Annotated in this window: 23 protein-coding genes; 16 read left to right on the top strand and 7 right to left on the bottom strand. The window is 61.0% G+C overall.

The window, feature by feature from the left end:
- Positions 1 to 64: 64 nt before the first annotated feature.
- The 10 genes from U9R80_RS27095 to U9R80_RS27050 all read left to right on the top strand — a co-directional run bounded on the left by U9R80_RS27095 (position 65) and on the right by U9R80_RS27050 (position 9,929).
- Complete coding sequence (locus U9R80_RS27095; protein WP_301838992.1) at positions 65 to 1,318, top strand: OprD family porin; 1,254 nt, start codon at positions 65 to 67, stop codon at positions 1,316 to 1,318.
- Between the two features lie 137 nt (positions 1,319 to 1,455).
- Entirely contained in the window at positions 1,456 to 2,412 is a 957-nt protein-coding gene (locus tag U9R80_RS27090; RefSeq protein ID WP_301838991.1) for an AraC family transcriptional regulator, read from the top strand.
- Between the two features lie 106 nt (positions 2,413 to 2,518).
- Positions 2,519 to 3,877: a benzoate 1,2-dioxygenase large subunit gene (benA, locus tag U9R80_RS27085; RefSeq protein WP_301838990.1), complete on the top strand. Its 1,359-nt coding sequence runs from the start codon at positions 2,519 to 2,521 to the stop codon at positions 3,875 to 3,877.
- Positions 3,874 to 4,362, top strand: a complete 489-nt coding sequence (benB, locus tag U9R80_RS27080; protein ID WP_028942537.1) for a benzoate 1,2-dioxygenase small subunit — start codon at positions 3,874 to 3,876, stop codon at positions 4,360 to 4,362. The genes benA and benB overlap by 4 nt, the downstream gene beginning before the upstream one ends.
- A 25-nt stretch (positions 4,363 to 4,387) precedes the next feature.
- Positions 4,388 to 5,398, top strand: coding sequence for a benzoate 1,2-dioxygenase electron transfer component BenC (gene benC / locus U9R80_RS27075; RefSeq protein ID WP_301838987.1), 1,011 nt, complete (start codon positions 4,388 to 4,390; stop codon positions 5,396 to 5,398).
- Between the two features lie 65 nt (positions 5,399 to 5,463).
- Positions 5,464 to 6,225 (top strand): 1,6-dihydroxycyclohexa-2,4-diene-1-carboxylate dehydrogenase, encoded by a 762-nt coding sequence (locus U9R80_RS27070; protein WP_301838986.1) that lies wholly within the window; start codon positions 5,464 to 5,466, stop codon positions 6,223 to 6,225.
- 20 nt (positions 6,226 to 6,245) lie between these two features.
- Positions 6,246 to 7,367: a muconate cycloisomerase family protein gene (locus U9R80_RS27065; protein ID WP_301838984.1), complete on the top strand. Its 1,122-nt coding sequence runs from the start codon at positions 6,246 to 6,248 to the stop codon at positions 7,365 to 7,367.
- Positions 7,368 to 7,378: 11 nt separating this feature from the next.
- Positions 7,379 to 7,669: a muconolactone Delta-isomerase gene (gene catC, locus U9R80_RS27060; RefSeq protein ID WP_301838983.1), complete on the top strand. Its 291-nt coding sequence runs from the start codon at positions 7,379 to 7,381 to the stop codon at positions 7,667 to 7,669.
- Positions 7,670 to 7,707: 38 nt separating this feature from the next.
- A complete protein-coding gene (catA, locus tag U9R80_RS27055) occupies positions 7,708 to 8,640 on the top strand; it encodes a catechol 1,2-dioxygenase (RefSeq protein WP_301838982.1) in 933 nt (310 codons plus the stop codon).
- 83 nt (positions 8,641 to 8,723) lie between these two features.
- Positions 8,724 to 9,929 (top strand): benzoate/H(+) symporter BenE family transporter, encoded by a 1,206-nt coding sequence (locus U9R80_RS27050; protein WP_301838980.1) that lies wholly within the window; start codon positions 8,724 to 8,726, stop codon positions 9,927 to 9,929.
- 2 nt (positions 9,930 to 9,931) lie between these two features.
- Here the strand turns inward: U9R80_RS27050 and lpdA are convergent, their stop codons facing one another.
- Positions 9,932 to 11,332: a dihydrolipoyl dehydrogenase gene (lpdA, locus tag U9R80_RS27045; RefSeq protein ID WP_301838978.1), complete on the bottom strand. Its 1,401-nt coding sequence runs from the start codon at positions 11,330 to 11,332 to the stop codon at positions 9,932 to 9,934.
- Between the two features lie 199 nt (positions 11,333 to 11,531).
- On the opposite strand from lpdA, the gene cfaB reads away from it, so the two are divergent.
- Positions 11,532 to 12,716: a C17 cyclopropane fatty acid synthase CfaB gene (gene cfaB, locus U9R80_RS27040; RefSeq protein ID WP_301838976.1), complete on the top strand. Its 1,185-nt coding sequence runs from the start codon at positions 11,532 to 11,534 to the stop codon at positions 12,714 to 12,716.
- A gap of 4 nt (positions 12,717 to 12,720) precedes the next feature.
- On the opposite strand, the gene cls is transcribed toward cfaB, so the two are convergent.
- Positions 12,721 to 14,160 carry a cardiolipin synthase gene (cls, locus tag U9R80_RS27035; RefSeq protein WP_301838975.1) on the bottom strand — a complete coding sequence of 480 codons (1,440 nt, stop codon included), beginning with the start codon at positions 14,158 to 14,160 and terminating at the stop codon, positions 12,721 to 12,723.
- A gap of 126 nt (positions 14,161 to 14,286) precedes the next feature.
- Here cls and U9R80_RS27030 point away from each other — a divergent pair, with 126 nt between their 5' ends.
- Positions 14,287 to 14,814, top strand: coding sequence for a DUF3617 domain-containing protein (locus U9R80_RS27030; protein WP_301838974.1), 528 nt, complete (start codon positions 14,287 to 14,289; stop codon positions 14,812 to 14,814).
- Between the two features lie 13 nt (positions 14,815 to 14,827).
- Here U9R80_RS27030 and folE2 read toward each other — a convergent pair whose 3' ends face one another.
- Positions 14,828 to 15,715 carry a GTP cyclohydrolase FolE2 gene (gene folE2, locus U9R80_RS27025; RefSeq protein WP_301838973.1) on the bottom strand — a complete coding sequence of 296 codons (888 nt, stop codon included), beginning with the start codon at positions 15,713 to 15,715 and terminating at the stop codon, positions 14,828 to 14,830.
- A 31-nt stretch (positions 15,716 to 15,746) separates the two neighbouring features.
- Positions 15,747 to 16,130 carry a glutamine synthetase gene (locus U9R80_RS27020; protein ID WP_301838971.1) on the bottom strand — a complete coding sequence of 128 codons (384 nt, stop codon included), beginning with the start codon at positions 16,128 to 16,130 and terminating at the stop codon, positions 15,747 to 15,749.
- A 116-nt stretch (positions 16,131 to 16,246) separates the two neighbouring features.
- On the opposite strand from U9R80_RS27020, the gene zigA reads away from it, so the two are divergent.
- Positions 16,247 to 17,455 carry a zinc metallochaperone GTPase ZigA gene (zigA, locus tag U9R80_RS27015; RefSeq protein ID WP_301838970.1) on the top strand — a complete coding sequence of 403 codons (1,209 nt, stop codon included), beginning with the start codon at positions 16,247 to 16,249 and terminating at the stop codon, positions 17,453 to 17,455.
- A 50-nt stretch (positions 17,456 to 17,505) separates the two neighbouring features.
- The gene (locus U9R80_RS27010; protein ID WP_301838968.1) at positions 17,506 to 18,468 is read left to right on the top strand and encodes a CobW family GTP-binding protein; all 963 of its coding nucleotides are present in this window, start codon (positions 17,506 to 17,508) and stop codon (positions 18,466 to 18,468) included.
- On the opposite strand, the gene U9R80_RS27005 is transcribed toward U9R80_RS27010, so the two are convergent.
- On the bottom strand, positions 18,465 to 18,857 hold the full coding sequence (locus U9R80_RS27005) for a DUF3301 domain-containing protein (protein ID WP_301838967.1): 393 nt from the start codon (positions 18,855 to 18,857) through the stop codon (positions 18,465 to 18,467). The genes U9R80_RS27010 and U9R80_RS27005 overlap by 4 nt on opposite strands.
- A gap of 118 nt (positions 18,858 to 18,975) precedes the next feature.
- Here U9R80_RS27005 and pdxY point away from each other — a divergent pair, with 118 nt between their 5' ends.
- A complete protein-coding gene (gene pdxY, locus U9R80_RS27000) occupies positions 18,976 to 19,848 on the top strand; it encodes a pyridoxal kinase PdxY (protein WP_301838966.1) in 873 nt (290 codons plus the stop codon).
- Here the strand turns inward: pdxY and U9R80_RS26995 are convergent.
- Positions 19,845 to 20,330 (bottom strand): acyl-CoA thioesterase, encoded by a 486-nt coding sequence (locus U9R80_RS26995; RefSeq protein WP_028942520.1) that lies wholly within the window; start codon positions 20,328 to 20,330, stop codon positions 19,845 to 19,847. The two genes, pdxY and U9R80_RS26995, sit on opposite strands and share 4 nt — an antisense overlap.
- Before the next feature lie 320 nt (positions 20,331 to 20,650).
- On the opposite strand from U9R80_RS26995, the gene U9R80_RS26990 reads away from it, so the two are divergent.
- The gene (locus tag U9R80_RS26990) at positions 20,651 to 22,411 is read left to right on the top strand and encodes a cation:proton antiporter (RefSeq protein ID WP_301838965.1); all 1,761 of its coding nucleotides are present in this window, start codon (positions 20,651 to 20,653) and stop codon (positions 22,409 to 22,411) included.
- Positions 22,412 to 22,554: 143 nt separating this feature from the next.
- Here U9R80_RS26990 and U9R80_RS26985 read toward each other — a convergent pair whose 3' ends face one another.
- Complete coding sequence (locus U9R80_RS26985; RefSeq protein ID WP_028942518.1) at positions 22,555 to 22,962, bottom strand: SMI1/KNR4 family protein; 408 nt, start codon at positions 22,960 to 22,962, stop codon at positions 22,555 to 22,557.
- Between the last annotated feature and the right edge of the window lie 74 nt (positions 22,963 to 23,036).

Here is a 23,036-nt window from a genome sequence, read left to right as displayed (position 1 = left end):
CCTATCGGTAGGCGCGGGCTCGCCCAGCGATTCAAAAACAACAATAAAAAAGAGCGCACGAACCATGAACACACTCCGCCAAGCCGGGTTGTTGCCCTTGCTCGCCCTGAGTTTTACCACCCAGGCCGCCGAAGCTGATTTCTTCAAGGACGCCACCGCTACCCTGCAAGCCCGTAACTACTACTTCAGCCGCGACTTTTCCGGCATCGTCGGTGCCAATCAGCAGTCCAAGGCCGAGGAGTGGGGGCAGGGTTTTATCTTCAACTACAAATCCGGCTATACCCCAAGCCTTATCGGTGTGGGGGTCGATGCCATCGGCCTGCTCGGGCTCAAGCTCGACAGCAGCCCGGACCGCACCGGCACTGGCCTGTTGCCGGTCCAGGATGATGGCCGGGCGGCCGATGAGTACAGCCGGATGGGCGCGACGCTGAAGCTGCGCTACTCGAAAACCGAGCTCAAGGTCGGTGAGCTGCAGACCAACCTGCCGATCCTGCAATACAACGACTCGCGCCTGCTGCCGCCAACGTATCAGGGCGCCAGCATCACCTCGGCCGAGATCAGCGGCCTGACCCTGCAGGCCGGGCACTTGAGTTCAACCAGCCTGCGCAATGAAGCAGGTGATGAAAAGTTGATCGCCATGCTCGGGCATTTGCCCCAGCGCCAGGCCGATAGCGATGCCTTCAACTTTGCCGGTGGCGATTACAGCTTCAACGCCAACCGCAGCAGCTTGAGCCTCTGGTACGGGCGCCTGGAAGATATCTATCAGCAGGGATTTGTCGGCCTCAAGCACAGCGAGCCGGTGGGCGACTGGGTGCTGGGTGCCAACCTTGGCTACTTCAGCGCCCGTGAGCAGGGGGAGGCCCGCATTGGCGATATCGACAACCAGGCGTTCTATTCGCTGCTGTCGGCCCGGCGGGGTGGGCATACCTTCAGCGTTGGCTACCAAGGGATCTTTGGTGAGGATGCATTTCCCAGAGTGTTTCCGAACATTTCGCCATTGGGCAACGAAGTGCCGACCTATGAGTTCTCGTATGCCGATGAACGCTCGTGGCAGGTGCGTTATGACTACGACTTTGTCGCCATGGGCGTTCCGGGGCTGACGGCCACTGTGCGCTATCTCAAAGGCAACAATGTCGACACCGGCCTCGGCTTCGAGGGCAAGGAGCACGAGCGTGACCTGGACCTGGGATATGCGGTGCAGAGCGGGGTATTCAAGGGATTGGGGGTGCGGTTGCGCAATGCGGTGGCGCGGTCGAACTACCGCTCGGACATTGATGAGAACCGGGTGATCCTGACGTATACCTGGAGTCTGTTGTAGGTGGATTGCGGGGCAAATCCGCGCCTACCGGTCAGGCGCGGGCTTGCCCCGCGATGGGTTCACCGTCCATCCCTCGATTGGTCGAAGGCCTGCGCTATCGCTTAGACTGGCCGGACAACTACAACGAGTGTCCTGGTATGGAGAGTCCCCTGCTCAGTGAGCGCAGCCGGGTTTTCAATCGTGCCGATCCTTATGCCGTGTCGACTTATGTCAATCAGCATGTCGGCGTGCACCACATCCGTTTGCCGCGCTACGGGCACCCCGAGGCGTGCCTCGACCACCGCAAGTTCGCCAGCCTCGATCTGTGCCGGATCAGCTATGGCGGCGAAGTGCGGGTGATGTCGGCAGCCCTGGAAAACGTCTTTCACCTGCAGATCCTGCTGCGTGGCCATTGCCTGTGGCGACGCGGGCGTGCCGAGCGTTTGCTCGGGCCCGGCGAGCTGCTGCTGATCAACCCGGACGAGCCGGTGGATCTCGCCTATTCGGCCGACTGCGAAAAATTCATCCTCAAGCTGCCCAACCGCCTGCTCGAAAGTGTCTGTGACGAGCAACGCTGGCAGCGACCCAGCGAAGGCGTGCGGTTCATCCAGAACCATTACCAGCTGCTGGCGCTGGAAGGGTTTGCCGGGTTGCTGGCCATGGTCTGCCATGAAGCCGAAGCCAGCGAGCCATTGCTGCGGGTGCAGGAGCACTACAGCCAGATCGTCGCCAGCAAGCTGTTGACCCTGATGCCGACCAACGTCAGGCGCGAGACGCTGGTTGGGCAAGCATCGTCTTTCGAGCGCATCGCCGAGTACATCGAGGCGAACCTGAAGCAGGACCTTTGCAGCGAACAACTGGCCCGCCAGGCCAGCATGAGCCTGCGCTCGCTGTACATCCTGTTCGAGCGCAACGCCGGCACCACGCCCAAGATCTACATCCGCGATAAAAAGCTCGCGCGCATCCGCGCCAGCCTCAGCGACCCACAGTGCACGGTGCGCAATATCACCGAGCTCGCCATGGACTATGGCTTCGTCCACCTCGGCCGATTCTCGGAAACCTACAAGGCGCTGTTCGGCGAACTCCCCTCCGATACCCTCAAGCGTCGTTCCTGACACTTTGCAGAAAACGGATAAAGGTCTGCACAAAGCGGATATTTGCCGTGCCCCTCGCTCCCTAACCTGACATGGCCTGAACACAATAACAACGGAGGCCCCGGCCATGTCCCTGGGATTCGATTACCTTAATTCCCTGCTTGAAGAAGATCAGGAGAAGGGCGTCTTTCGCTGCAAGCGCGAGATGTTCACCGACCCCCGTCTGTTCGATCTGGAAATGAAACACATCTTCGAGGGCAACTGGCTATACCTTGCCCACGAGAGCCAGATTCCCGAAAAGAACGACTTCCTCACCACCACCATGGGGCGCCAGCCGATCTTTATCGCGCGCAACAAGGATGGGGTGCTCAATGCCTTCCTCAATGCCTGCAGCCACCGCGGTGCGATGCTCTGCCGGCACAAGAGTGGAAACCGCTCTTCCTACACCTGCCCGTTCCACGGCTGGACCTTCAACAACTCCGGCAAGCTGCTCAAGGTCAAGGACCCGGTGGATGCCGGCTACCCGGCCAGCTTCAACTGCGAAGGCTCCCACGACCTGACCAAGGTCGCTCGTTTCGAGTCCTACCGCGGTTTTCTGTTCGGCAGCCTGAACCCGGACGTGGTGCCCTTGGTGGAACACCTGGGCGAGTCGGCCAAGATCATCGACATGATCGTCGATCAGTCGCCTGAAGGCCTGGAAGTGCTGCGCGGCTCGTCGTCCTACATCTACGAAGGCAACTGGAAGCTGACCGCCGAGAACGGCGCCGACGGCTACCACGTCAGTGCCGTGCACTGGAACTACGCCGCCACCCAGAACCAGCGCAAGCAGCGCGAGGCCGGTGATGAAGTCAAAACCATGAGCGCTGGTGGCTGGGCCAAGAGCGGGGGTGGTTTCTACTCCTTCGACAAAGGTCACCTGCTGCTCTGGACCCGTTGGGCCAACCCGGAAGACCGTCCGTTGTTCGAGCGCCGCGACGAGCTGGCCGCTGACTTCGGCCAGGCCCGCGCCAACTGGATGATCGAGAACTCGCGCAACCTGTGCCTTTACCCGAACGTGTACCTGATGGACCAGTTCAGCTCGCAGATCCGTATTGCCCGGCCGATCGCCGTGGACAAGACCGAGATCACCATCTACTGCATCGCGCCCAAGGGCGAGAGTGACGAAGCCCGTGCCCAGCGCATTCGCCAGTACGAGGACTTCTTCAACGTCAGTGGCATGGCCACTCCGGACGACCTGGAGGAGTTCCGCTCCTGCCAGATGGGCTACCAGGGCGGGCGCGGCTGGAACGATATGTCGCGTGGCGCCACCCACTGGGTTGAAGGTGCCGACGCAGCCGCCCAGGAAATCGACCTGCATCCGCAACTGAGTGGTGTACGCACCGAAGACGAAGGCCTGTTCGTGCTGCAACACAAGTACTGGCAGGACACCATGCTCAAGGCGCTCGCCACCGAGCAGCAACTGATCCCCGTGGAGGCCGTGCAATGAGCATTTCCTTCGAGCACGTACGCGACTTCCTCTATGAAGAGGCGCGTTACCTGGACGACAGCCAGTGGGACCAGTGGCTGGAGTGCTACGCCAGCGACGCCACCTTCTGGATGCCGGCCTGGGACGACAACGACCAGCTCACCGAAGACCCGCAACGGGAAATTTCGCTGATCTGGTACGGCAACCGTGGCGGCCTGGAAGACCGGGTGTTCCGCATCAAGACCGAACGCTCCAGTGCGACCATGCCCGACACCCGGACCTCGCACAACATCAGCAACATCGAGCTGCTGGAGCAGGGCGAAGGCCTGTGCAAGGTGCGCTTCAACTGGCACACCCTGAGCTTTCGCTACAAGACCGTGGACAGTCACTTCGGCACCAGTTTCTACACCCTTGATGTGCGCGGCGAGCGGCCGCTGATCAAGGCCAAGAAAGTGGTGCTCAAGAACGACTACGTACGTCAGGTCATCGACGTTTACCACATCTGAATCCAGCTTTTCTGCGAGGTGCGCCATGCACAAGATCGCCTTGAATTTCGAGGACGGGGTCACCCGTTTCATCGACGCCACCACTGACGAAACCGTGGCCGATGCCGCTTACCGCCAGGGCATCAATATCCCGCTGGACTGCCGTGACGGCGCCTGCGGTACCTGTAAATGCTTCGCCGAGGCCGGTCGCTACGACCTGGGCCAGGAATACATCGAAGACGCCTTGAGCGAGGAAGAAGCCGAGCAGGGGTATGTGCTCACTTGCCAGATGCGTGCGCAAAGCGATTGCGTGGTGCGGATACCGGCATCGTCCCAGGTGTGCAAGACCGAACAGTCCAACTACCAGGCCAGCATCAGCGCGGTGCGCCAACTCTCGGACAGCACCATTGCCTTGTCGATCAAGGGCGAGGCGCTGAGTCGCCTGGCCTTCCTGCCGGGGCAGTACGTCAACCTGGGCGTACCGGGCAGCGAGCAGACCCGCGCCTATTCCTTCAGCTCGCTGCAGAAGGACGGTGAAGTCAGCTTCCTGATCCGCAATGTGCCGGGCGGCTTGATGAGCAGCTTTCTTACCGGCCTTGCCAAGGCCGGCGACAGCATGACCCTGGCGGGGCCTTTGGGCAGTTTCTACCTGCGCGAAATCCGTCGGCCGTTGTTGCTGCTGGCCGGAGGCACGGGGCTGGCGCCGTTCACCGCGATGCTGGAGAAGATCGCCGAAGAAGGCAGTGAGCATCCGCTGCACCTGATCTATGGCGTGACCAACGACTTCGACCTGGTCGAGCTCGATCGTCTGCAGTCCTTCGCCGAGCGTATTCCCAACTTCAGCTTCGGCGCCTGCGTAGCCAACCCCGAGAGCCAGCACCCGCTCAAGGGTTATGTCACCCAGCACATCGAGCCACGCCACCTCAACGACGGCGATGTCGATGTCTACCTGTGCGGTCCACCGCCGATGGTCGAGGCGGTCAGCCAGTACATCCGCGAACAGGGCATCACCCCGGCGAACTTCTACTACGAAAAATTCGCCGCCGCCGCTGCCTGAACCCGTTTTGTGGGGCCGGGCGCATCGTGCGGGTACGGTCGGTCCCTTTTTTATTCGAGGTTGTCATGAACAACAGATTCGACAACAAGGTCGCGCTGGTTACCGGCGCGGCGCAGGGCATCGGCCGTCGTTTGTGCGAGCGCATGCTCGAGGAAGGCGCGACCCTGGTGGCGGTGGACCGCTCGGAGCTGGTTCACGAGCTGCAAGGCGAAGGTGTACTGAGCCTGACCGCCGACCTTGAGCAGCACAGCGAGTGCAGCCGGGTAATGGCGGCAGCGGTGGAGCGGTTCGGCCGGCTTGATGTGCTGGTCAACAACGTGGGAGGCACCATCTGGGCCAAGCCCTTCGAGCACTACGAGGCGGCGCAGATCGAGGCTGAAGTACGTCGTTCGCTGTTCCCCACCTTGTGGTGCTGTCATGCGGCGCTGCCCTACATGCTGGAACAGGGCAGCGGCGCCATCGTCAACGTGTCCTCGATTGCCACTCGCAGTATCAACCGCGTGCCCTATGGCGCAGCCAAGGGCGGTGTGAATGCACTGACCGCTTGCCTGGCATTCGAGACCGCTGGCCGCGGTGTGCGTGTGAACGCCACCGCGCCAGGCGGCACTGAGGCGCCGCCACGGCGCGTGCCGCGCAACAGTGCCGAGCAGAGCACCGAAGAGAAAGTCTGGTACCAGCAGATCGTCGACCAGACGCTCGACAGCAGCCTGATGAAACGCTACGGCAACCTCGACGAGCAGGTTGGCGCGATCCTCTTCCTGGCCTCCGACGAGGCCTCCTACATCACCGGCACGGTACTGCCTGTCGGCGGTGGCGACCTCGGTTGAGCGCTCCTGGAGAACCCTTGATGAGCCATCCCTTGATTGAACGCATCTCGACCCTGATCGTCGATTTGCCCACCATACGCCCGCACAAACTGGCGATGCACACCATGCAGAAGCAGACGCTGGTGATCATCCGCCTGCACTGCTCCGACGGCATCGAAGGCCTGGGCGAGGCCACCACCATCGGCGGTCTGGCCTATGGCAACGAAAGCCCGGAAAGCATCAAGCAAAACATCGACAGTTACTTTGCACCGCTGCTGATCGGCCAGGACGCCAGCAACATCAATGCCGCCATGCAGCGCCTGGACAAGGTGATCAAAGGCAACACCTTCGCCCGCTCCGGCATCGAAAGCGCCTTGCTCGATGCCCAGGGCAAACGCCTGGGCCTGGCGGTCAGCGAATTGCTGGGCGGGCGCGTGCGCGACAGCCTGGAAGTGGCCTGGACCCTGGCCAGCGGCGATACCGACCGGGACATCGCCGAGGCCGAGCAGATGCTCGACCTTCGCCGCCACCGCATCTTCAAGTTGAAGATCGGCGCCAACGACGTCGCCCACGACCTCAAGCATGTCATCGCCATCAAACGTGCCCTGGGCGAGCGCGCCAGTGTGCGGGTCGACGTCAATCAGTATTGGGACGAGTCTCAGGCGATCCGCGCTTGCCAGGTGCTGGGTGACAACGGGATCGACCTGATCGAGCAGCCGATCTCGCGCATCAACCGCGCCGGGCAGATTCGCCTGAACCAACGCAGCCCGGCACCGATCATGGCCGATGAATCCATCGAAAGCGTCGAGGACGCCTTCAGCCTGGCCGCCGACGGCGCCGCCAGCATCTTCGCCCTGAAGATCGCCAAGAACGGCGGCCCCCGTGCAGTGCTGCGCACGGCACAGATCGCGGAAGCGGCCGGTATCGCCCTGTACGGCGGGACCATGCTCGAAGGCTCGATCGGCACCCTGGCCGCTGCCCATGCCTTCGTCACCCTCAATCAGCTGACCTGGCACACCGAACTGTTCGGCCCGCTGCTGCTGACCGAAGAGATCGTGATCGAAGCGCCGGTGTACCGCGACTTTGCCCTGCACGTACCCCGCACCCCGGGCCTTGGCCTGACCCTGGACGAAGAGCGCCTGGCGTTCTTCAGCCGCACGTAAGGAGAGATGCCATGTTGTTCCACGTGAAAATGACCGTGAACCTGCCCCTGGACATGGACCCGGCCAAAGCCGCGCAGCTAAAAGCCGACGAGAAGGAACTGGCCCAGCGCCTGCAGCGCGAAGGCGCCTGGCGCCATCTGTGGCGTATCGCCGGCCACTACGCCAACTACAGCGTGTTCGACCTGCCCAGCGTCGAGGCGCTGCACGACACCCTGATGCAGCTGCCGCTGTTCCCTTACATGGACATCGAAGTCGATGGCCTGTGTCGTCACCCGTCATCGATCCACAGCGACGACCGCTGAACGCCAAACGCCGATAACAACAATTCGAGGTACCTGTCATGACCGTGAAAATTGCCCACACTGCCGATGTCCAGAAGTTCTTTGAAGAAGTCAGTGGCCTGAACAATGACCTGGGCAGCCCACGCCTGAAGCTGCTGACCAACCGCATCGTCAACGATGTGGCGCGCATCATCGAAGACCTGCAAGTGACCCCCGATGAGTTCTGGAAGGCCGTGGATTACCTCAACCGCCTGGGCAGCCGCCAGGAGGCCGGATTGCTGGTCGCCGGGCTGGGTGTGGAACACTACCTGGACCTGCAACTGGACGCCCAGGATGCCGAGGCCGGCATCAGCGGCGGCACTCCGCGCACCATCGAAGGCCCGCTGTATGTGGCGGGCGCCCCGATGGCCGAAGGCGAGGTACGCATGGACGATGGCCTGGACCCAGGTACGGTGATGTTCCTCCAGGGCCGTGTGCTGGACGAGCAGGGTCAGCCGGTGGCGGGTGCGGTGGTGGACCTGTGGCATGCCAATACCCAGGGCACCTACTCCTACTTCGACAGCACGCAGTCGGACTTCAACCTGCGCCGGCGCATCGTCACCGATGCCGAAGGCCGCTACCGCGCGCGCAGCATCGTGCCATCGGGCTATGGCTGCCCTGAAGACGGTCCGACCCAGGAGCTGCTCAACCAGCTCGGTCGTCACGGCAATCGCCCGGCGCACATCCACTTCTTTATCTCGGCGCCGGGGTATCGTCACCTGACCACCCAGATCAACCTGGCGGGTGATGAGTACCTGTGGGATGACTTTGCCTATGCCACCCGTGACGGCTTGATCGGTGAGCTGCGCTTCGTCGAGGATGCGGGCGCCGACGATGCCCGGGGTGTGGAAGGGCGCTTTGCCGAGATGGATTTTGACTTCCAGTTGCTCAGTGCACCCAAGCCTGCGAGTGAAGCGCGCAGCAAGCGGCCGCGGGCATTGCAGGACGCCTGATATCCGGGTTGAATCCGTCGCGGGGCAAGCCCGCTCCTACGGTAGGAGCGGGGTTGTCCCGCGATGCTCGTTAAGGACGGTCAATGAAAACAATAATCCAGGACTTCTCCCTTTCCGCCTTGGTCGCCGGCTTCATTGCCACGCTGATTTCTTATGCAGGCCCCTTGGTGATCATTTTCCAGGCCGCCCACAGCGCACAGTTGTCGGCGGCCGAATTGTCTTCGTGGGTGTGGGCCATCTCCATCGGCAGTGGCGTGTTGGGCGTGGTGCTCAGCCTGCGCTTCAAGGTGCCGGTGGTGATTGCCTGGTCTGCCCCGGGCTCGGCGTTGTTGGTGGCGTTGCTGCCGGACATTGCCTTCGCCGAGGCGGTGGGAGCCTATATCGTCGCCAACCTGGTGATCTTGCTGGTGGGCGTTTCCGGTGCGTTCGACCGTATTGTCGGCAAGCTGCCACCGGCCATTTCCGCGGCCATGCTGGCAGGCATTCTGTTCAGCTTCGGTACCGGGTTATTCGTCTCGCTGAAATCGCAGCCGGTGCTGGTGCTGGCCATGTTCGTCACCTACCTGGTGTTCAAGCGTATTGCTCCGCGCTATGCGGTTCTGGCGGTGCTGGTGTGTGGGGTGGGTATCGCGGTGTTCAGTGGTGAGATGAACACCTCGGCGCTGGTAGCGGGCCTGGCCACGCCGGTGTGGACCATGCCGGCATTCACCTGGCATGCCGTGTTGAGCATCAGCCTTCCGTTGGTGATGGTGGCGCTGACCGGGCAGTTCGTCCCGGGCATTGCCGTGTTGCGCAATGACGGTTATCGCACACCTGCCAGCCCGATCATCTCCAGTAATGCCCTGGCCAGTGTGCTGCTGGCGCCCTTTGGCTGTCATGGCCTGAACCTGGCGGCGATCACTGCGGCGATCTGCACGGGCCGCGAAGCCCACGACGATCCAGGCAAGCGCTATTGGGCCGGGGTGTCGGGTGGGGTGTTGTACATGGTGCTGGGGGTGTTCGGCGCGACGCTGGTGTCGCTGTTCACCGCCTTTCCGGCGGCCTTGATTGCGGCGTTGGCGGGGCTGGCCTTGTTCGGCGCCATCGGTGGCGCGCTGGCGGGGGCGATGAGTGTGCCGAATGATCGCGAGGCGGCGCTGATCACCTTTCTGGTGACGGCCTCGGGCATGTCATTCATGGGCTTGTCGGCGGCATTCTGGGGATTGATCTTCGGCCTGTTCGCCCACGTGCTGCTCAACCTGCGACGACCAGCGCCGCAGGCGAGCAGGGCAGGGCTGCGAACTGACTGAGGTCAGATCTGCATGGCCATGCCTTCGACGTTCATTGCCGCCTGGCGCAAGGCCTCGGAACGGGTCGGGTGCGGGTGGCAGGTCAGGGCGATGTCTTCGGCCGACGCCGAGAACTCCATGGCCACGCAGAACTCGCCGATCATCTCGCTGACGCTCGGGCCGACCAGGTGCACACCCAGTACTTCGTCGGTCTTGGCATCGGCCAGGACCTTGGCGAAGCCTTCGGTCTCATGGTTGATCTTGGCCCGGCTGTTGGCGGTGAAGGGGAACTTGCCGACCTTGTACTCGCGCCCTTCGGCCTTGAGCTGCTCTTCGGTCTTGCCGACACTGGCCAGTTCCGGACGGGTGTAGATCACACCGGGAATCAGGTTGTAGTTGACCTCATGGGGCTTGCCGGCGATCCGCTCGATGCAGGCAACCGCTTCGTCTTCAGCCTTGTGCGCGAGCATCGGGCCGGAGGTGACGTCGCCGATGACCCAGATGCCCGGTACGGCGGTGCGGTGATGCTCGTTGGCAAGCATGCCGCGTTTGTCGGTTTCCAGGCCGACGCTTTCCAGGCCCAGGCCCTTGGTGTATGGCCGGCGGCCGATGGCGACCAGTACGTAGTCGGCGTCCAGGCTTTCGCTAGCGCCACCGGCGGCAGGCTCAAGGGTCAGGCTGACGGCATCCGCCGAGGCGCTGGCCTGGGTCACCTTGCTGCCCAGCTTGAAGGTGATGCCTTGCTTGGCGAGCGAGCGCTGCAGCGTCTTGGCGGTTTCTTCATCGGTACCTGGGCAGATGCGGTCCAGGTATTCGATAACGGTGACCTGGCTACCGAGCCGACGCCATACCGAACCCAGCTCCAGACCGATCACACCGGCGCCGATCACCACCAGGTGCTTGGGTACGCCCGGCAGCGAAAGGGCGCCGGTGGAGTCGATGATGCGCTGGTTGTCGATGGTCACGCCCGGCAACGGGGTCGGCTCGGAACCGGTAGCGATGACGATGTCCTTGGCTTGCAGCTCAGTGACACTGCCGTCTTCGGCACTGACATTGACCCGGCCAGGGCCTGCCAGCTGGCCCCAGCCCTTGATCCAGTCGACCTTGTTCTTGCGGAACAGGAACTCGATTCCCTTGGTCAGGCCGGTAACGCTTTCGTCTTTCTGTTTCATCATCTGGGCCAGATTCAGGGTCGGCTTGACCTCGATGCCCAGGTTGGCGAACTCGCTGCCCACTGCCGCTTCGTACAGCTCCGAGGCATGCAGCAGTGCCTTGGACGGCATGCAGCCAACGTTCAAGCAGGTGCCACCAAGGGTTGAGCGTCCTTCCACGCAGGCCACGCTCAAGCCCAGCTGGCCGGCACGAATAGCGGCGTTGTAGCCGCCGGGGCCGCCGCCGATGATCACCACATCATAGGTTTTCATTGTTGTACTCCAGGATGAAGAATCGACAATGGCGCCAAGATTAGTCTGCCGGGCGAGTGATTGTATACAATTTATCGCGCCGCCCGAGGGTCTGGAATGGGCGTGACAGTTTCAGACTATGGTCGCGATAGGCTGAAAATTACAAAGTATGAACTACCCTTCTGCGGTGACGTCCGAAGAAAAAAGGAGGGTTCATTTCATGCTTGCGCAACTTCCACTGGTTCTGCAAAGCCTGCAACTGCCCCTGCGCCTGAAGCTGTGGGATGGCCATGAATACGATCTGGGCCCCCAGCCGCAGGTCACTATTCTGGTCAAGGACCCGCAACTGATTACCCAACTGACCCATCCGAGCCTGGACGAACTAGGCGCCGCCTTCGTCGAGGGCAAGTTGGAGTTGGAGGGCACCATCGGTGAGGTGATCCGGGTTTGCGACGAACTCAGTGAAGCATTGCTCAAGGATGTAGTCGACGATCAACCGGTACGCCGCGAGCATGACAAGGCCACCGATGCGTCGGCGATCTCCTATCACTACGACCTGTCCAACGATTTCTACCAGCTATGGCTGGACAAGGACATGGCCTATTCCTGTGCCTATTTCAAAACCGACCTGGACACCCTGGAGCAAGCTCAGCAGAACAAGTTCGAGCACCTGTGCCGCAAGCTGCGCCTGCAGCCGGGTGAGTACTTGCTCGATGTCGGCTGCGGTTGGGGTGGGTTGTCACGCTTTGCCGCCCGCGAGTTTGGAGCCAAGGTGCTGGGCATCACCCTGAGCAAGGAGCAGCTCAAGTTGGGCAGGGCGCGGGTCAAGGCCGAAGGCCTGAAGGACAAGGTGGACCTGCAGATCCTCGACTATCGGGACATTCCCCAGGATGGTCGGTTCGACAAGGTCGTGAGCGTCGGCATGTTCGAGCACGTCGGCCACGCCAACCTGGCGTTGTACTGCCAGCACCTGTTCGGCGCGGTACGCGAAGGTGGCCTGGTGATGAACCACGGCATCACCGCCAAGCATGTGGATGGGCGTCCGGTAGGGCGGGGGGCGGGAAGCTTCATTGGGCGTTACGTCTTTCCCCATGGCGAGCTTCCGCACTTGTCGATGATCTCGGCCGCCATCAGCCAGGCCGGGCTTGAGGTGGTCGATGTCGAGAGCTTGCGCCTGCACTATGCACGCACGCTGCAGCACTGGAGCGACCGCCTGGAAAGCCAGCTGGAAAAAGCCTCGACGATGGTGCCGGAGAAGGCCTTGCGAATCTGGCGCCTGTACCTGGCCGGCTGCTCCTATGCCTTCAGCAAGGGGTGGATCAACCTGCACCAGATCCTCGCGGTCAAACCTTTTGCCGACGGCCATCATGACCTGCCGCTGACCCGCGAGGATCTGTACCGCTAAGCGCTCAGAGAATCGGTGAGATCAGCCGGGCGATGCGCATGCCTAGCTGTTGCAGGCGATGGGTGTCCTCGCTGTCTTCGGCGGTGATCTCCCGGGCCAGGTCGAAGTCGTGCATGAGCATGGTTTCGACCTGGTCGGCGAAGGCGCGGTCGACGGTCAACAGCATCACTTCAAAGTTCAGGCGGAAGGAGCGGTTGTCCAGGTTGGCGCTGCCGATGGCGCTGATCTCATTGTCGATCAGTACCACCTTCTGATGCAGGAAGCCTGGCCCGTAGCGGAACATCCTCACCCCGGCGCGCACGGCCTCGAAAGCGAACAGGCTGGAGGCTGCGTAGACGATGCGGTGGTCGGCACGCGACGGCAGGAGGATGCGCACATCCACGCCTCGCAATACCGCCAGGCGCAGGGCAGCAAACACCGCTTCATCGGGAATGAAGTAGGGGCTGGTGATCCACACGCGCTCCCGGGCTGAGTGAATCGCTTCGACAAAAAACAGCGAGCAGGTTTCCTGTGGGTCGGCCGGGCCACTGGCGAGCACTTGGCAGAGCACGCCATCCTCGGGATAGGTGTCGGGCAGGATCAGTGGTGGCAACTGGCGAGCCGCCCAGAACCAGTCTTCGGCAAACGACTCCTGCAGGCAGGCCAACACCGGGCCGCTGACCTGCACATGGGTGTCGCGCCATGGGGAGAGCTTCGGTTTGCCGCCCAGGTACTCATCGCCCACGTTGTGTCCGCCGACAAAGCCCTGCAGCCCATCGACCACGACGATCTTGCGGTGATTGCGAAAATTCACCTGGAAGCGGTTGAACCAGCCACGGCGAGTGGCGAAGGCACGCACATTCACACCACCGTCCCGGAGGGTCTGGCTGTAGGCGCCGGGCAGGGCATGGCTGCCCACCCGGTCATACAGCACATAGACCTTCACGCCTTCGGCGGCTTTCTTGAGCAGCAGGGTTTGAAGGGCTCGCCCCAGGGTGTCGTCATGAATGATGAAGAACTGAACCAGCACGGTGTCGCGGGCTTGGGCGATGGCCGCGAAGATGGCATCGAAGGTGGCCTTGCCATCGATCAGCAAGCGCACCTGGTTGTTGGCCAGGCACGGCATTCGCCCAAGCTTGGGCATGGCCCGCAACGCCCCATAGGATTCTGAATTGCGCGCGGCGAGCGCTTCTTCGACCCAGGGCCGCCAGTTGAGGTCGGCCATGGCCACATGCATTTCGCGGTTGGCCTGGCGGCGTGCCTTGATGTAGGCATCGAAGGTCCGGCTGCCAAACACCAGGTAGGGGATCAAAGTGAAGTAGGGAATGAACAGCAGCGACAGGGCCCAGGCAATGGCGCCCTGAGCGGTGCGTACGGTGAGCACCGCATGGGTGGCGGCGATGGCCCCGAGCAGGTGAAGGGCACCGATGAGGTAACCGAAGAAGTAGGGGCTGTGGTAATCCATACGCATCCTGCTGTCCAAAGGCTCGCCCTCTAACAGAGCATGTCCACATCCCAGTTGCAACCCAAAGCCCAAATTGACGTCTAAGCTCTGTTCCAGCTTGGGGCTGGAGTATTGAGGAGTCATTACATGAAAAGTCGTCTGCCGATGCTCGCACTGGTGTTGGGGCTGTCGAGTCCGTTGGTGCATGCGCAGATGTTGCAACCGGGGTTATGGGAGCTGACGACCAGCAATATGCAGGTCGATGGCAAGCCGCTGCCGGATATGGGCTTCATGCTCGGTCAGTTGAAGAACCTGCCGCCCGAGCAGCGGGCGATGATCGAGGGCGGATTGGCACAGCAGGGAATCAGTGTGGCAGGCCAGGGGGTACGTTCATGCCTCACACCTGAGCAGGTGAAGACTGACGATATTCCGCTGCAGGATCCCAAGTCGGGCTGCACCCAGAAGATTACCGAGCGCACGGGTAATGTGTGGAAGTTCACCTTCAGTTGCCCCAAGGCGCAAGGCGCAGGGCAGGCGACGTTCCTCAACGACCGGGAGTTTCTCACTCAGGTCAGCGGTACCTTCAATGCGTCGGGTGTTCAGCAGCAGGGCAGCATGAATACACGTGCGGTCTGGTTGGGCAACGACTGCGGCACCGTCAAACCGCGCACCTAGTTTATCTGCAGGGCTACCAACGCCATTGGCTGCGGGCGACTGCGTCGTGGGCATGCAGACTCTCTGCATGTTCCACGCGCAGGTTGAAGCCGATCAGCCAGTCCAGGCGTTGAAGCGCAAGGTGTAGCCGCCTCGCAGCATCTTCACAGAACATCAGATTTTGACCGTTGGCCAAGGCGAAGGCTTGTTCGTCTGCACGCTTTACTGCGGTTTGCACTGCGGTGCCCAAAGCGGCTTCTGCTTGATCGACCAGTTCGAGGATCGGCAATTCGCTCACCTCAGGCCTCAAGCGAATACTCAGTTTTGCCGTGCTGCGTTGGCTGTGGGGTGTTGCCAACACGCCCTGTGCACTTCCCAGCCAGCTCAATACGGCTTCATGGGTGAGGCTGCAATTGCCAAAGTCGTTCAGGAATTGTTGTTGAATCAACTGCCTGGACAAGGCGGCCGAACAGGGACAAGTGGAGGAGTATTGCAGCTCCACATTTAGTTCCACGTGGAACACTTCGTTTTTTAAGCGCGCTTCAAGGCTCACCGGATACGCTTTCCATCCCGCCAGCGGGCTGACTAAAGCAGGACGTTTGAGCAGCATTTCAAAGCGCAGATGCAGGTACGCGTTGGCTGACAATCCGCGATGGCTGTCGAGAAAACGCTCCAACACTTCGCGCAGCAACTGCGCGCTCAAAGGCTCCGTTTCAAAAACCTCCAAAGCCAGGTACAGACGCGACATATGGATGCCGCGTGATGTGCCGTCATCCAGGCTGACCCCTGCATCGGCGCTGGCGCGAAGGGTTTCGCCCGCCAGGCGTATCGGCAAGGCAATGTTGCACATGCCGACCCAGTCCAGCGGCAGGTGGGTGTGGATGGCTTGTGCGGCAATATCTGGGAGCGTGAGTGCTGTCATGAACGGCTCGAAAGTGTGTGACGGAAGAAAACTATTGGCAGCCGCTCAGGCGATTGCAGCGCAGGTTGAAACGTTGGCCGTTGGAACTTGAAACGCTGTTGAGGGTGGTCCAGCCGATTTTGCGGCTGTAACCCACCCAGGTTTCACCATCGCTGGCCAGGCCTGTGTAGAAGGTCAGTTGCCCGTAGCGGCTGTTGGTTTGTGTCCACAGCCGTCGGCCTTGCACTTCAAAGCCGCGCAAGTAGGTCGTGCTGCCGGCCGTTTGCACGCTGTAGTAGTTGCCCAGCGCATCGCCGCAGACCAGCAACGTAGCGCTGCGTGTGCATAGCGCCAGGCCTTGGCTCAAGGGGATGGCTTCGGCGCGGGTGCTCAGGCACAGCAGCACAAGGGTGGCGGACAAGACCGGCAATCTCATTCTGTGGTGTTCCTTGGTCGTATTCAGGCGAAGCGGGTTGGCGAGATTGTATTGTTACTATATAACGTTGCGCAATGCATCATTTGAATGCACTCGCCCTGATGAGGACCTGACCCATGCCCAATCGCCTTCCCGTCACTGTGCTATCCGGCTTTTTGGGAGCCGGTAAAAGCACGCTGCTCAATCATGTGCTGCGTAACCGCGAAAACCTGCGGGTGGCGGTGATCGTCAACGACATGAGTGAAATCAACATCGATGCCAGCGAGGTGCAGCGCAATGTCAGCCTCAACCGGGCTGAAGAAAAGCTGGTAGAGATGAGCAATGGCTGCATCTGCTGCACGCTGCGTGAAGACCTGCTTGAAGAGGTGGGCCAGTTGGCCCGGGAGGGGCGCTTTGATTACTTGCTGATTGAATCCACCGGCATCTCCGAGCCGCTACCCGTCGCCGAGACCTTCACCTTCCGCGATGATCAAGGCCGCAGCCTGGCTGACCAGGCGCGGCTGGACACCATGGTCACCGTGGTCGACGGGCTCAATTTCCTGCGTGATTACCAGGGCGCTGAAAGCCTCGCCAGCCGCGGCGAAACCCTGGGAGAGGAAGACGAGCGTTCCATCACGGAGCTGTTGATCGAGCAGGTGGAGTTCGCCGATGTGATCCTGCTCAGCAAGATTGATCTGATCAGCAGTCACGAGCGTGATGAGTTGAGCGCCATCCTGCGGCGTCTCAACGCGCACGCGAAGATAGTGCCGATGGTGATGGGCCAGGTACCGCTGGACACGATCCTCAACACCGGCCTGTTCGATTTCGAGCGGGCGTCCCAGGCGCCTGGCTGGCTGCAGGAACTGCGCGGCGAGCATGTCCCGGAAACCGAGGAGTACGGCATTGCCGCCACCACCTGGCAAGCCCGTCGGCCGCTGCACCCGCAACGCTTCTTCGACTTTATCAACGGGCCCTGGAGCAATGGCCGGTTACTGCGCTCCAAGGGCTTCTTCTGGCTGGCCAGCAAGCATCAGGACGCCGGTAGTTGGTCCCAGGCCGGGGGCATGATGCGCTATGGCTTTGCCGGCCGTTGGTGGCGCTTTGTACCGCGTGAGCACTGGCCGCAGGACGAGCAGAGTACCGCCACCATCCTCAAGCAGTGGACGCCGGACTGCGGTGATTGCCGTCAGGAATTGGTGTTCATCGGACAGAATATTGATTTTGCCCAGCTCGATGCCGAGCTGCAGGCGTGCCTGCTGACCGATGCAGAGATGGCCGAGGGTGTCGAAAGCTGGGCGCAACTGCCAGATCCTTTCGGCCCCTGGTATGTCGAGGAGGTGGCCTGAGCGGCTGAGCTCAAGGCATAGTGACGAAAATCCGGAGCACTTGGCGTCCTATGCTGCAGAACATTCCTACCCACGTGATTGCCGGGCCCTTGGGCGCCGGCAAGACCAGCCTGATTCGCAACCTGCTCGCCCAGCGGCCGGTTGATGAGCGCTGGGCAGTGCTGATCAACGAGTTCGGCCAGATCGGCCTGGATGCCGCGCTGCTGAGCACCGACGATCAGGGCATTGCCATGGGCGAGGTGGCGGGTGGTTGCCTGTGCTGCGTCAACGGCACGCCTTTTCAGGTCGGCTTGGGGCGGCTGCTGCGCAAGGCCAGGCCACACCGGCTGTTTATCGAACCTTCAGGCTTGGGGCATCCGCTGCAATTGCTGGAACAATTGCGCCAGCCGCCCTGGCGCGGTGTGCTGGCTGTTCAGCCGGCCATCGTGGTGCTGGATGCCGAGCAATTGGCCGCGGGGGTTGCCTTACCCATTGCCCAGCAGGAGGCTCTGCCCGGTGCGGGTTTGCTGGTGTTGAACAAATCGCAGCCTGTGGATAGTGAAAAACGGCTGTGGATAACGTCTAAATTGCCCGAAATAGAGCTGTTCTGGACTGATCACGGCGAGCTGCAATTGTCGAAATTGCCTGTTGATATCATTTCCGGCGAGGCTGTGGGTAAGCTGGCATTACCTAATGAAATCGGCCCCGTGGCGAGTCTGTGGATAAATCCAGAGGAGCCCATTTGCAGTGTACAAGACGTTGCAGAGGGTTGGAGCATCGGCTGGCGCTGGCATCCGCGCCAGATTTTTTATCCACAGCGCATCGAGCAGTTGTTACGCGCTTTTGACTGGCGCCGGGCCAAGCTGGTTATCCACAGCCCGGAGGGATGGCAGTCAATCAACGCATTGGCAGGGCAGCGTGAGTTGCACTGGCAGCCCAGTGAATGGCGGCGTGATTCACGGCTTGAGTTGATCTTTTCCACAGCCCAGGACGTTGAAGCGCTGCAGCAGGCCATGCAGGCCTGCCGACTTTAGTTTCGCCAGCGGTTGTGATCCTGGCGCCACTGATTCATTTCAATGACGTTGTCGGCATGCGGGGCGGGTTTGATTTCAAACGGGTAGGGCGCCAGTTCGATCTGCATGCTGTGGGCACCGAACTGGGTGACGGTGCCCGGGTGGCGTTGCTCGCCGGTGACGGTGAATTCAAAGTTGTACACACGGGCCAGGCGCTTGCGCCCCTGGGCATCGCGGACAAAGCCGATGCGCTTGAGCGCGACGTTACCGTCGAGCAGTTCCAGATCGAGTTTTGCACAGTGCTGCTTGACCCGTTCCAGGGCCTTCTCACGCAATCCGTGGTTATGCCACAGCCAGGCACCAGCAGTACCCAGCACCATCAGCACAAAGAGATTACCCAGGGTCAACATTACATTTGCTCCAACGAAGTACACCCAGCTTAACTGCCTCTGCGGTCTGTCGTACAGGTGCCAATTGGCGCCATACTGCGCGCCGTGTTTTTCATTTTCTCAGCTTCGGAAGTTCTGCATGAAACGTACGCCGCATTTGCTTGCCATCCAGTCCCATGTGGTTTTTGGCCATGCCGGTAACGGCGCGGCGGTGTTCCCCATGCAGCGGGTCGGCGTGAATGTGTGGCCCCTCAATACTGTGCAGTTCTCCAATCACACTCAGTATGGCCAGTGGACCGGGGAAGTGCTTGCGCCAGCGCAAATCCCTGCGTTGGTAGAAGGCATTGCGACGATCGGTGAGCTGGGCAATTGCGATGCAGTGTTGTCCGGCTACCTGGGCAGTGCCGAGCAGGGGCGGGCGATCCTCAGCGGCGTTGAGCGGATCAAGGCGGTCAATCCCAAGGCACTGTACTTGTGCGATCCGGTGATGGGACATCCGGAAAAGGGCTGTATCGTCCCGGCCGAGGTCAGCGCCTTTCTGCTGGAAGAAGCGGTGGCGATGGCAGACGTGTTGTGCCCGAACCAATTGGAGTTGGACAGCTTTTGTGATCGCCGCCCAACGTCGCTGGAAGACTGCGTGGCAATGGCCCGCAGCCTGCTTGAACGCGGGCCGAAGGCGGTGCTGGTCAAGCACCTGGCCTATCCCGGACGCGAAGCGGAGCATTTTGAAATGCTGCTGGTGACGGCGGTGGGGAGTTGGCACCTGCGCCGCCCGCTGCTGGCGTTTCCGCGTCAGCCTGTGGGCGTTGGCGACCTCACCTCGGGATTGTTCCTGGCGCGGGTGCTCTTGGGCGATGACTGGGTGGCGGCATTTGAGTTTGCAGCGGCCGCTGTCCATGAGGTGCTGCTCGAGACCCAGGCCTGCGCCAGCTACGAGCTTGAGCTGGTGCGGGCCCAGGACCGCATCGTGCATCCACGGGTGCGCTTCGAGGCCCGCCGTCTGGACGTTTAGATCGCGTCGCCCTTGAGCTCCTGATAACGCTTTTCCAGCTCCTGGCGAATCTGGCGGCGTTGCTTGCCCTGCAGGAAGCGGCGTTTTTCTTCGCTGCTTTCTGGCTGGCGGGGCGGCACGGCAACCGGCTTGCGGTCGTCATCCACTGCGACCATGGTGAAGAAGCAGCTGTTGCTGTGGCGCACCGAGCGCTCGCGAATGTTCTCGGTGACAACCTTGATGCCCACCTCCATAGAGGTATTGCCTGTGTAGTTGACCGAGGCAAGGAAGGTCACCAGCTCGCCGACATGCACCGGCTCGCGAAAGACCACCTGGTCAACCGACAGGGTCACCACATAACGGCCGGCATAGCGGCTGGCGCAGGCATAGGCGACTTCATCGAGGTACTTGAGCAGGGTGCCGCCATGAACGTTGCCAGAAAAATTGGCCATGTCCGGGGTCATCAGGACAGTCATCGACAGCTGGGCGTTTCCAGGTTCCATAGTGTGCTCACGGTGAGGTTGCGCTGAGGCGGGGTGGCGACTGGTATTCACGCTTCTATCCCCTATTACGATTCCCATCTAATGACGGGACGCTGACAGCAGCCTTGCCGTCACGCTGTTTATGCCATTAAAGGCGTTGATTTGGTCGATCTGTTTCCACTTATTGCATCGGCTTTTCGCAACTGGCGGCAGTGTTAACCTGAGGAAACCCACGCAAGGTGGGTTTTCTACATTAAAAACACTATGTTCCTGCAACTCTATCAGTCAAATCTGAGCGAGTTGCCGGTTGTCCATTGTCTTGGGGTAAGGAGTACCGCGCCGTGCATGCCATCAGTTTCATCCAGGACCTGGCAGTAATCATGCTCGTCGCCGGCGTGGTCACCATCCTCTTTCACCGCTTCAAGCAGCCGGTGGTGCTCGGCTACATCGTTGCCGGCTTTATCATCGGCCCCCACACCCCGCCGTTCGGCCTGATCCACGACGAAGACACCATCAAGACCCTTGCGGAACTGGGGGTGATCTTCCTGATGTTCTGCCTGGGCCTGGAGTTCAGCCTGCGCAAGCTGTTCAAGGTGGGGGCCACGGCGTTCATTGCCGCGTTCCTGGAAATCGTCCTGATGATCTGGATCGGTTTCGAGATCGGTCGCTGGTTCGGCTGGAGCACCATGGACTCGCTGTTCCTCGGCGCCATTCTGGCGATCTCCTCGACCACCATCATCGTCAAGGCACTCAACGACCTGAAGATGAAAAACGAGCGCTTCGCGCAACTGATCTTCGGTGTGCTGATCGTCGAGGACATCCTGGGCATCGGCATCATTGCCTTGCTGTCGGGTATCGCGGTCAGTGGATCGGTCAGCTCGGGCGAGGTGTTCTCCACGGTCGGCAAGTTGTCGCTGTTCATGATTGTCGCGCTGGTAGTGGGCATCCTGCTGGTGCCGCGCCTGCTGGCGTATGTCGCGCGCTTTGAAAGCAATGAGATGCTGCTGATTACCGTGTTGGGGCTGTGTTTCGGCTTCTGCCTGCTGGTGGTCAAGCTTGAATACAGCATGGTGCTGGGCGCGTTCCTGATTGGCGCGATCATGGCCGAGTCCCGTCAGCTGGTGAAGATTGAACGACTGATTGAGCCGGTGCGGGACCTGTTCAGTGCCATTTTCTTTGTTGCCATCGGCATGATGATCGACCCGATGGTGCTGGTCGAATATGCCTGGCCGATCGTGGTGATCACCATCGCCGTGGTGCTGGGCAAGATGTTGTCGTGCGGCATGGGCGCCTTCATTGCCGGCAACGACGGACGCACCTCGCTGCGGGTGGGCATGGGGCTGTCACAGATTGGCGAGTTCTCGTTCATCATTGCTGCATTGGGCATGACCCTGCAGGTCACCAGCGATTTCCTTTACCCAGTCGCGGTGGCGGTATCGGCCATCACCACACTGTTGACCCCGTACCTGATCCGTGGGGCTGATCCGTTATCGTTGAAGCTGTCCAAGGTTGTGCCAACGCGCCTGGCGCGGGTCCTGTCGTTGTATGGCGAGTGGCTGCGCAGCATTCAGCCCCATGGCGAAGGGGCGCTGCTGGCGTCGATGATCCGGCGCATCCTCCTGCAAGTGGGTGTGAACCTGGCACTGGTGGTGGCGATCTTCTTCAGTGGCGGCTATTTCGCTGCGCGCATCGGTGCCTACCTGGGCGAGTGGGTCAACGACGTTGGCCAGCAAAAGGCGATGATCTGGGGCGCCGCGTTGCTGCTGTCGCTACCGTTCCTGATTGCCGCCTATCGCAAGCTCAAGGCACTGTCGATGTTGCTGGCCGAGATGGGGGTCAAGCCGGAAATGGCCGGCCGGCACACCCAGCGGGTGCGTCGGGTCATTGCCGAAGTGATCCCGCTGTTGTCGCTGCTGGTGATCTTCCTGCTGCTTTCGGCGCTGTCTGCCAGCATCCTGCCGACCAGCGAACTGTTGGTGCTGGTTGTGGTGGTCGCTGCGGTGGTCGCGGCTTTGCTGTGGCGCTGGCTTATCCGGGTGCACACACGGATGCAGGTCGCCCTGTTGGAGACGTTGGAGAACCATCAGGAGAATCACCACTAGGGTGACAAGAGGAAACGCTTCCTGCGCGGGACAACTCGAATGTCCGAGGGGATGGAGCGGTAGCGAATCGCCGCGCAGGAAGGCGTGGCGATTCTACGAGCATTAATAGCCAAGAGCCATTATTTTATGAGGATATTTCTCATTCAGCTTTCCAGCCAGACATCCCGCACCCAGTGCCAGACCGACTCCCAGCTTTCTTCGGTGACGATCTCTTCTTCACCCGACCACAGCACCACGGTGCCATCTTCCTCGACACAGTAGTAATCGTCGCCATCCTGGCAGATCGGGATCAGGTCACGAGGAACACCGGCGTCCCAGGCATTGGCCGCCACTTCCGGCAGGTAGGTGTGCGATTGCGGGTCGGTCACAGTGACCGGCTCAAGGCTGCCATAGACCACATCGCTGACCGTCAGCAGGTACTCCTTGAAGACGAACGGGATGTTGATGAACAGCTCTTCTTCAATCTCGACCAGTTGGTCTTCATCCGGCAACTCAAGGGGTACCGGCACTGGCTCGTTGGCTTCTCGGAGCTGTTCGATGACTTCTTCCACGGTTCTATCCTCTAACCTATTGCGACACGCTGCGCGTTATACCCTAGTAGCCCGCTGTGAAAAAGCAAAACCCC

This window comes from Pseudomonas sp. JQ170C (genome assembly GCF_035581345.1).
GTDB lineage: Bacteria > Pseudomonadota > Gammaproteobacteria > Pseudomonadales > Pseudomonadaceae > Aquipseudomonas.
This window is presented reverse-complemented; position numbering and strand designations above follow the sequence as displayed.

Bases quoted from the DNA above. Each gene is read 5' to 3' on its own strand.
- U9R80_RS27095 (WP_301838992.1), top strand. From the start codon at position 65: ATGAACACACTCCGCCAAGCCGGGTTGTTGCCCTTGCTCGCCCTGAGT.
- pdxY (WP_301838966.1), top strand. From the start codon at position 18,976: ATGAAACGTACGCCGCATTTGCTTGCCATCCAGTCCCATGTGGTTTTT.
- benA (WP_301838990.1), top strand. From the start codon at position 2,519: ATGTCCCTGGGATTCGATTACCTTAATTCCCTGCTTGAAGAAGATCAG.
- U9R80_RS27030 (WP_301838974.1), top strand. From the start codon at position 14,287: ATGAAAAGTCGTCTGCCGATGCTCGCACTGGTGTTGGGGCTGTCGAGT.
- catC (WP_301838983.1), top strand. From the start codon at position 7,379: ATGTTGTTCCACGTGAAAATGACCGTGAACCTGCCCCTGGACATGGAC.
- U9R80_RS27065 (WP_301838984.1), top strand. From the start codon at position 6,246: ATGAGCCATCCCTTGATTGAACGCATCTCGACCCTGATCGTCGATTTG.
- U9R80_RS26995 (WP_028942520.1), bottom strand. From the start codon at position 20,330: ATGGAACCTGGAAACGCCCAGCTGTCGATGACTGTCCTGATGACCCCG.
- catA (WP_301838982.1), top strand. From the start codon at position 7,708: ATGACCGTGAAAATTGCCCACACTGCCGATGTCCAGAAGTTCTTTGAA.
- zigA (WP_301838970.1), top strand. From the start codon at position 16,247: ATGCCCAATCGCCTTCCCGTCACTGTGCTATCCGGCTTTTTGGGAGCC.
- cls (WP_301838975.1), bottom strand. From the start codon at position 14,160: ATGGATTACCACAGCCCCTACTTCTTCGGTTACCTCATCGGTGCCCTT.
- U9R80_RS27070 (WP_301838986.1), top strand. From the start codon at position 5,464: ATGAACAACAGATTCGACAACAAGGTCGCGCTGGTTACCGGCGCGGCG.
- folE2 (WP_301838973.1), bottom strand. From the start codon at position 15,715: ATGACAGCACTCACGCTCCCAGATATTGCCGCACAAGCCATCCACACC.
- cfaB (WP_301838976.1), top strand. From the start codon at position 11,532: ATGCTTGCGCAACTTCCACTGGTTCTGCAAAGCCTGCAACTGCCCCTG.
- U9R80_RS27050 (WP_301838980.1), top strand. From the start codon at position 8,724: ATGAAAACAATAATCCAGGACTTCTCCCTTTCCGCCTTGGTCGCCGGC.
- lpdA (WP_301838978.1), bottom strand. From the start codon at position 11,332: ATGAAAACCTATGATGTGGTGATCATCGGCGGCGGCCCCGGCGGCTAC.
- U9R80_RS27090 (WP_301838991.1), top strand. From the start codon at position 1,456: ATGGAGAGTCCCCTGCTCAGTGAGCGCAGCCGGGTTTTCAATCGTGCC.
- U9R80_RS27005 (WP_301838967.1), bottom strand. From the start codon at position 18,857: ATGTTGACCCTGGGTAATCTCTTTGTGCTGATGGTGCTGGGTACTGCT.
- benB (WP_028942537.1), top strand. From the start codon at position 3,874: ATGAGCATTTCCTTCGAGCACGTACGCGACTTCCTCTATGAAGAGGCG.
- benC (WP_301838987.1), top strand. From the start codon at position 4,388: ATGCACAAGATCGCCTTGAATTTCGAGGACGGGGTCACCCGTTTCATC.
- U9R80_RS27010 (WP_301838968.1), top strand. From the start codon at position 17,506: ATGCTGCAGAACATTCCTACCCACGTGATTGCCGGGCCCTTGGGCGCC.
- U9R80_RS27020 (WP_301838971.1), bottom strand. From the start codon at position 16,130: ATGAGATTGCCGGTCTTGTCCGCCACCCTTGTGCTGCTGTGCCTGAGC.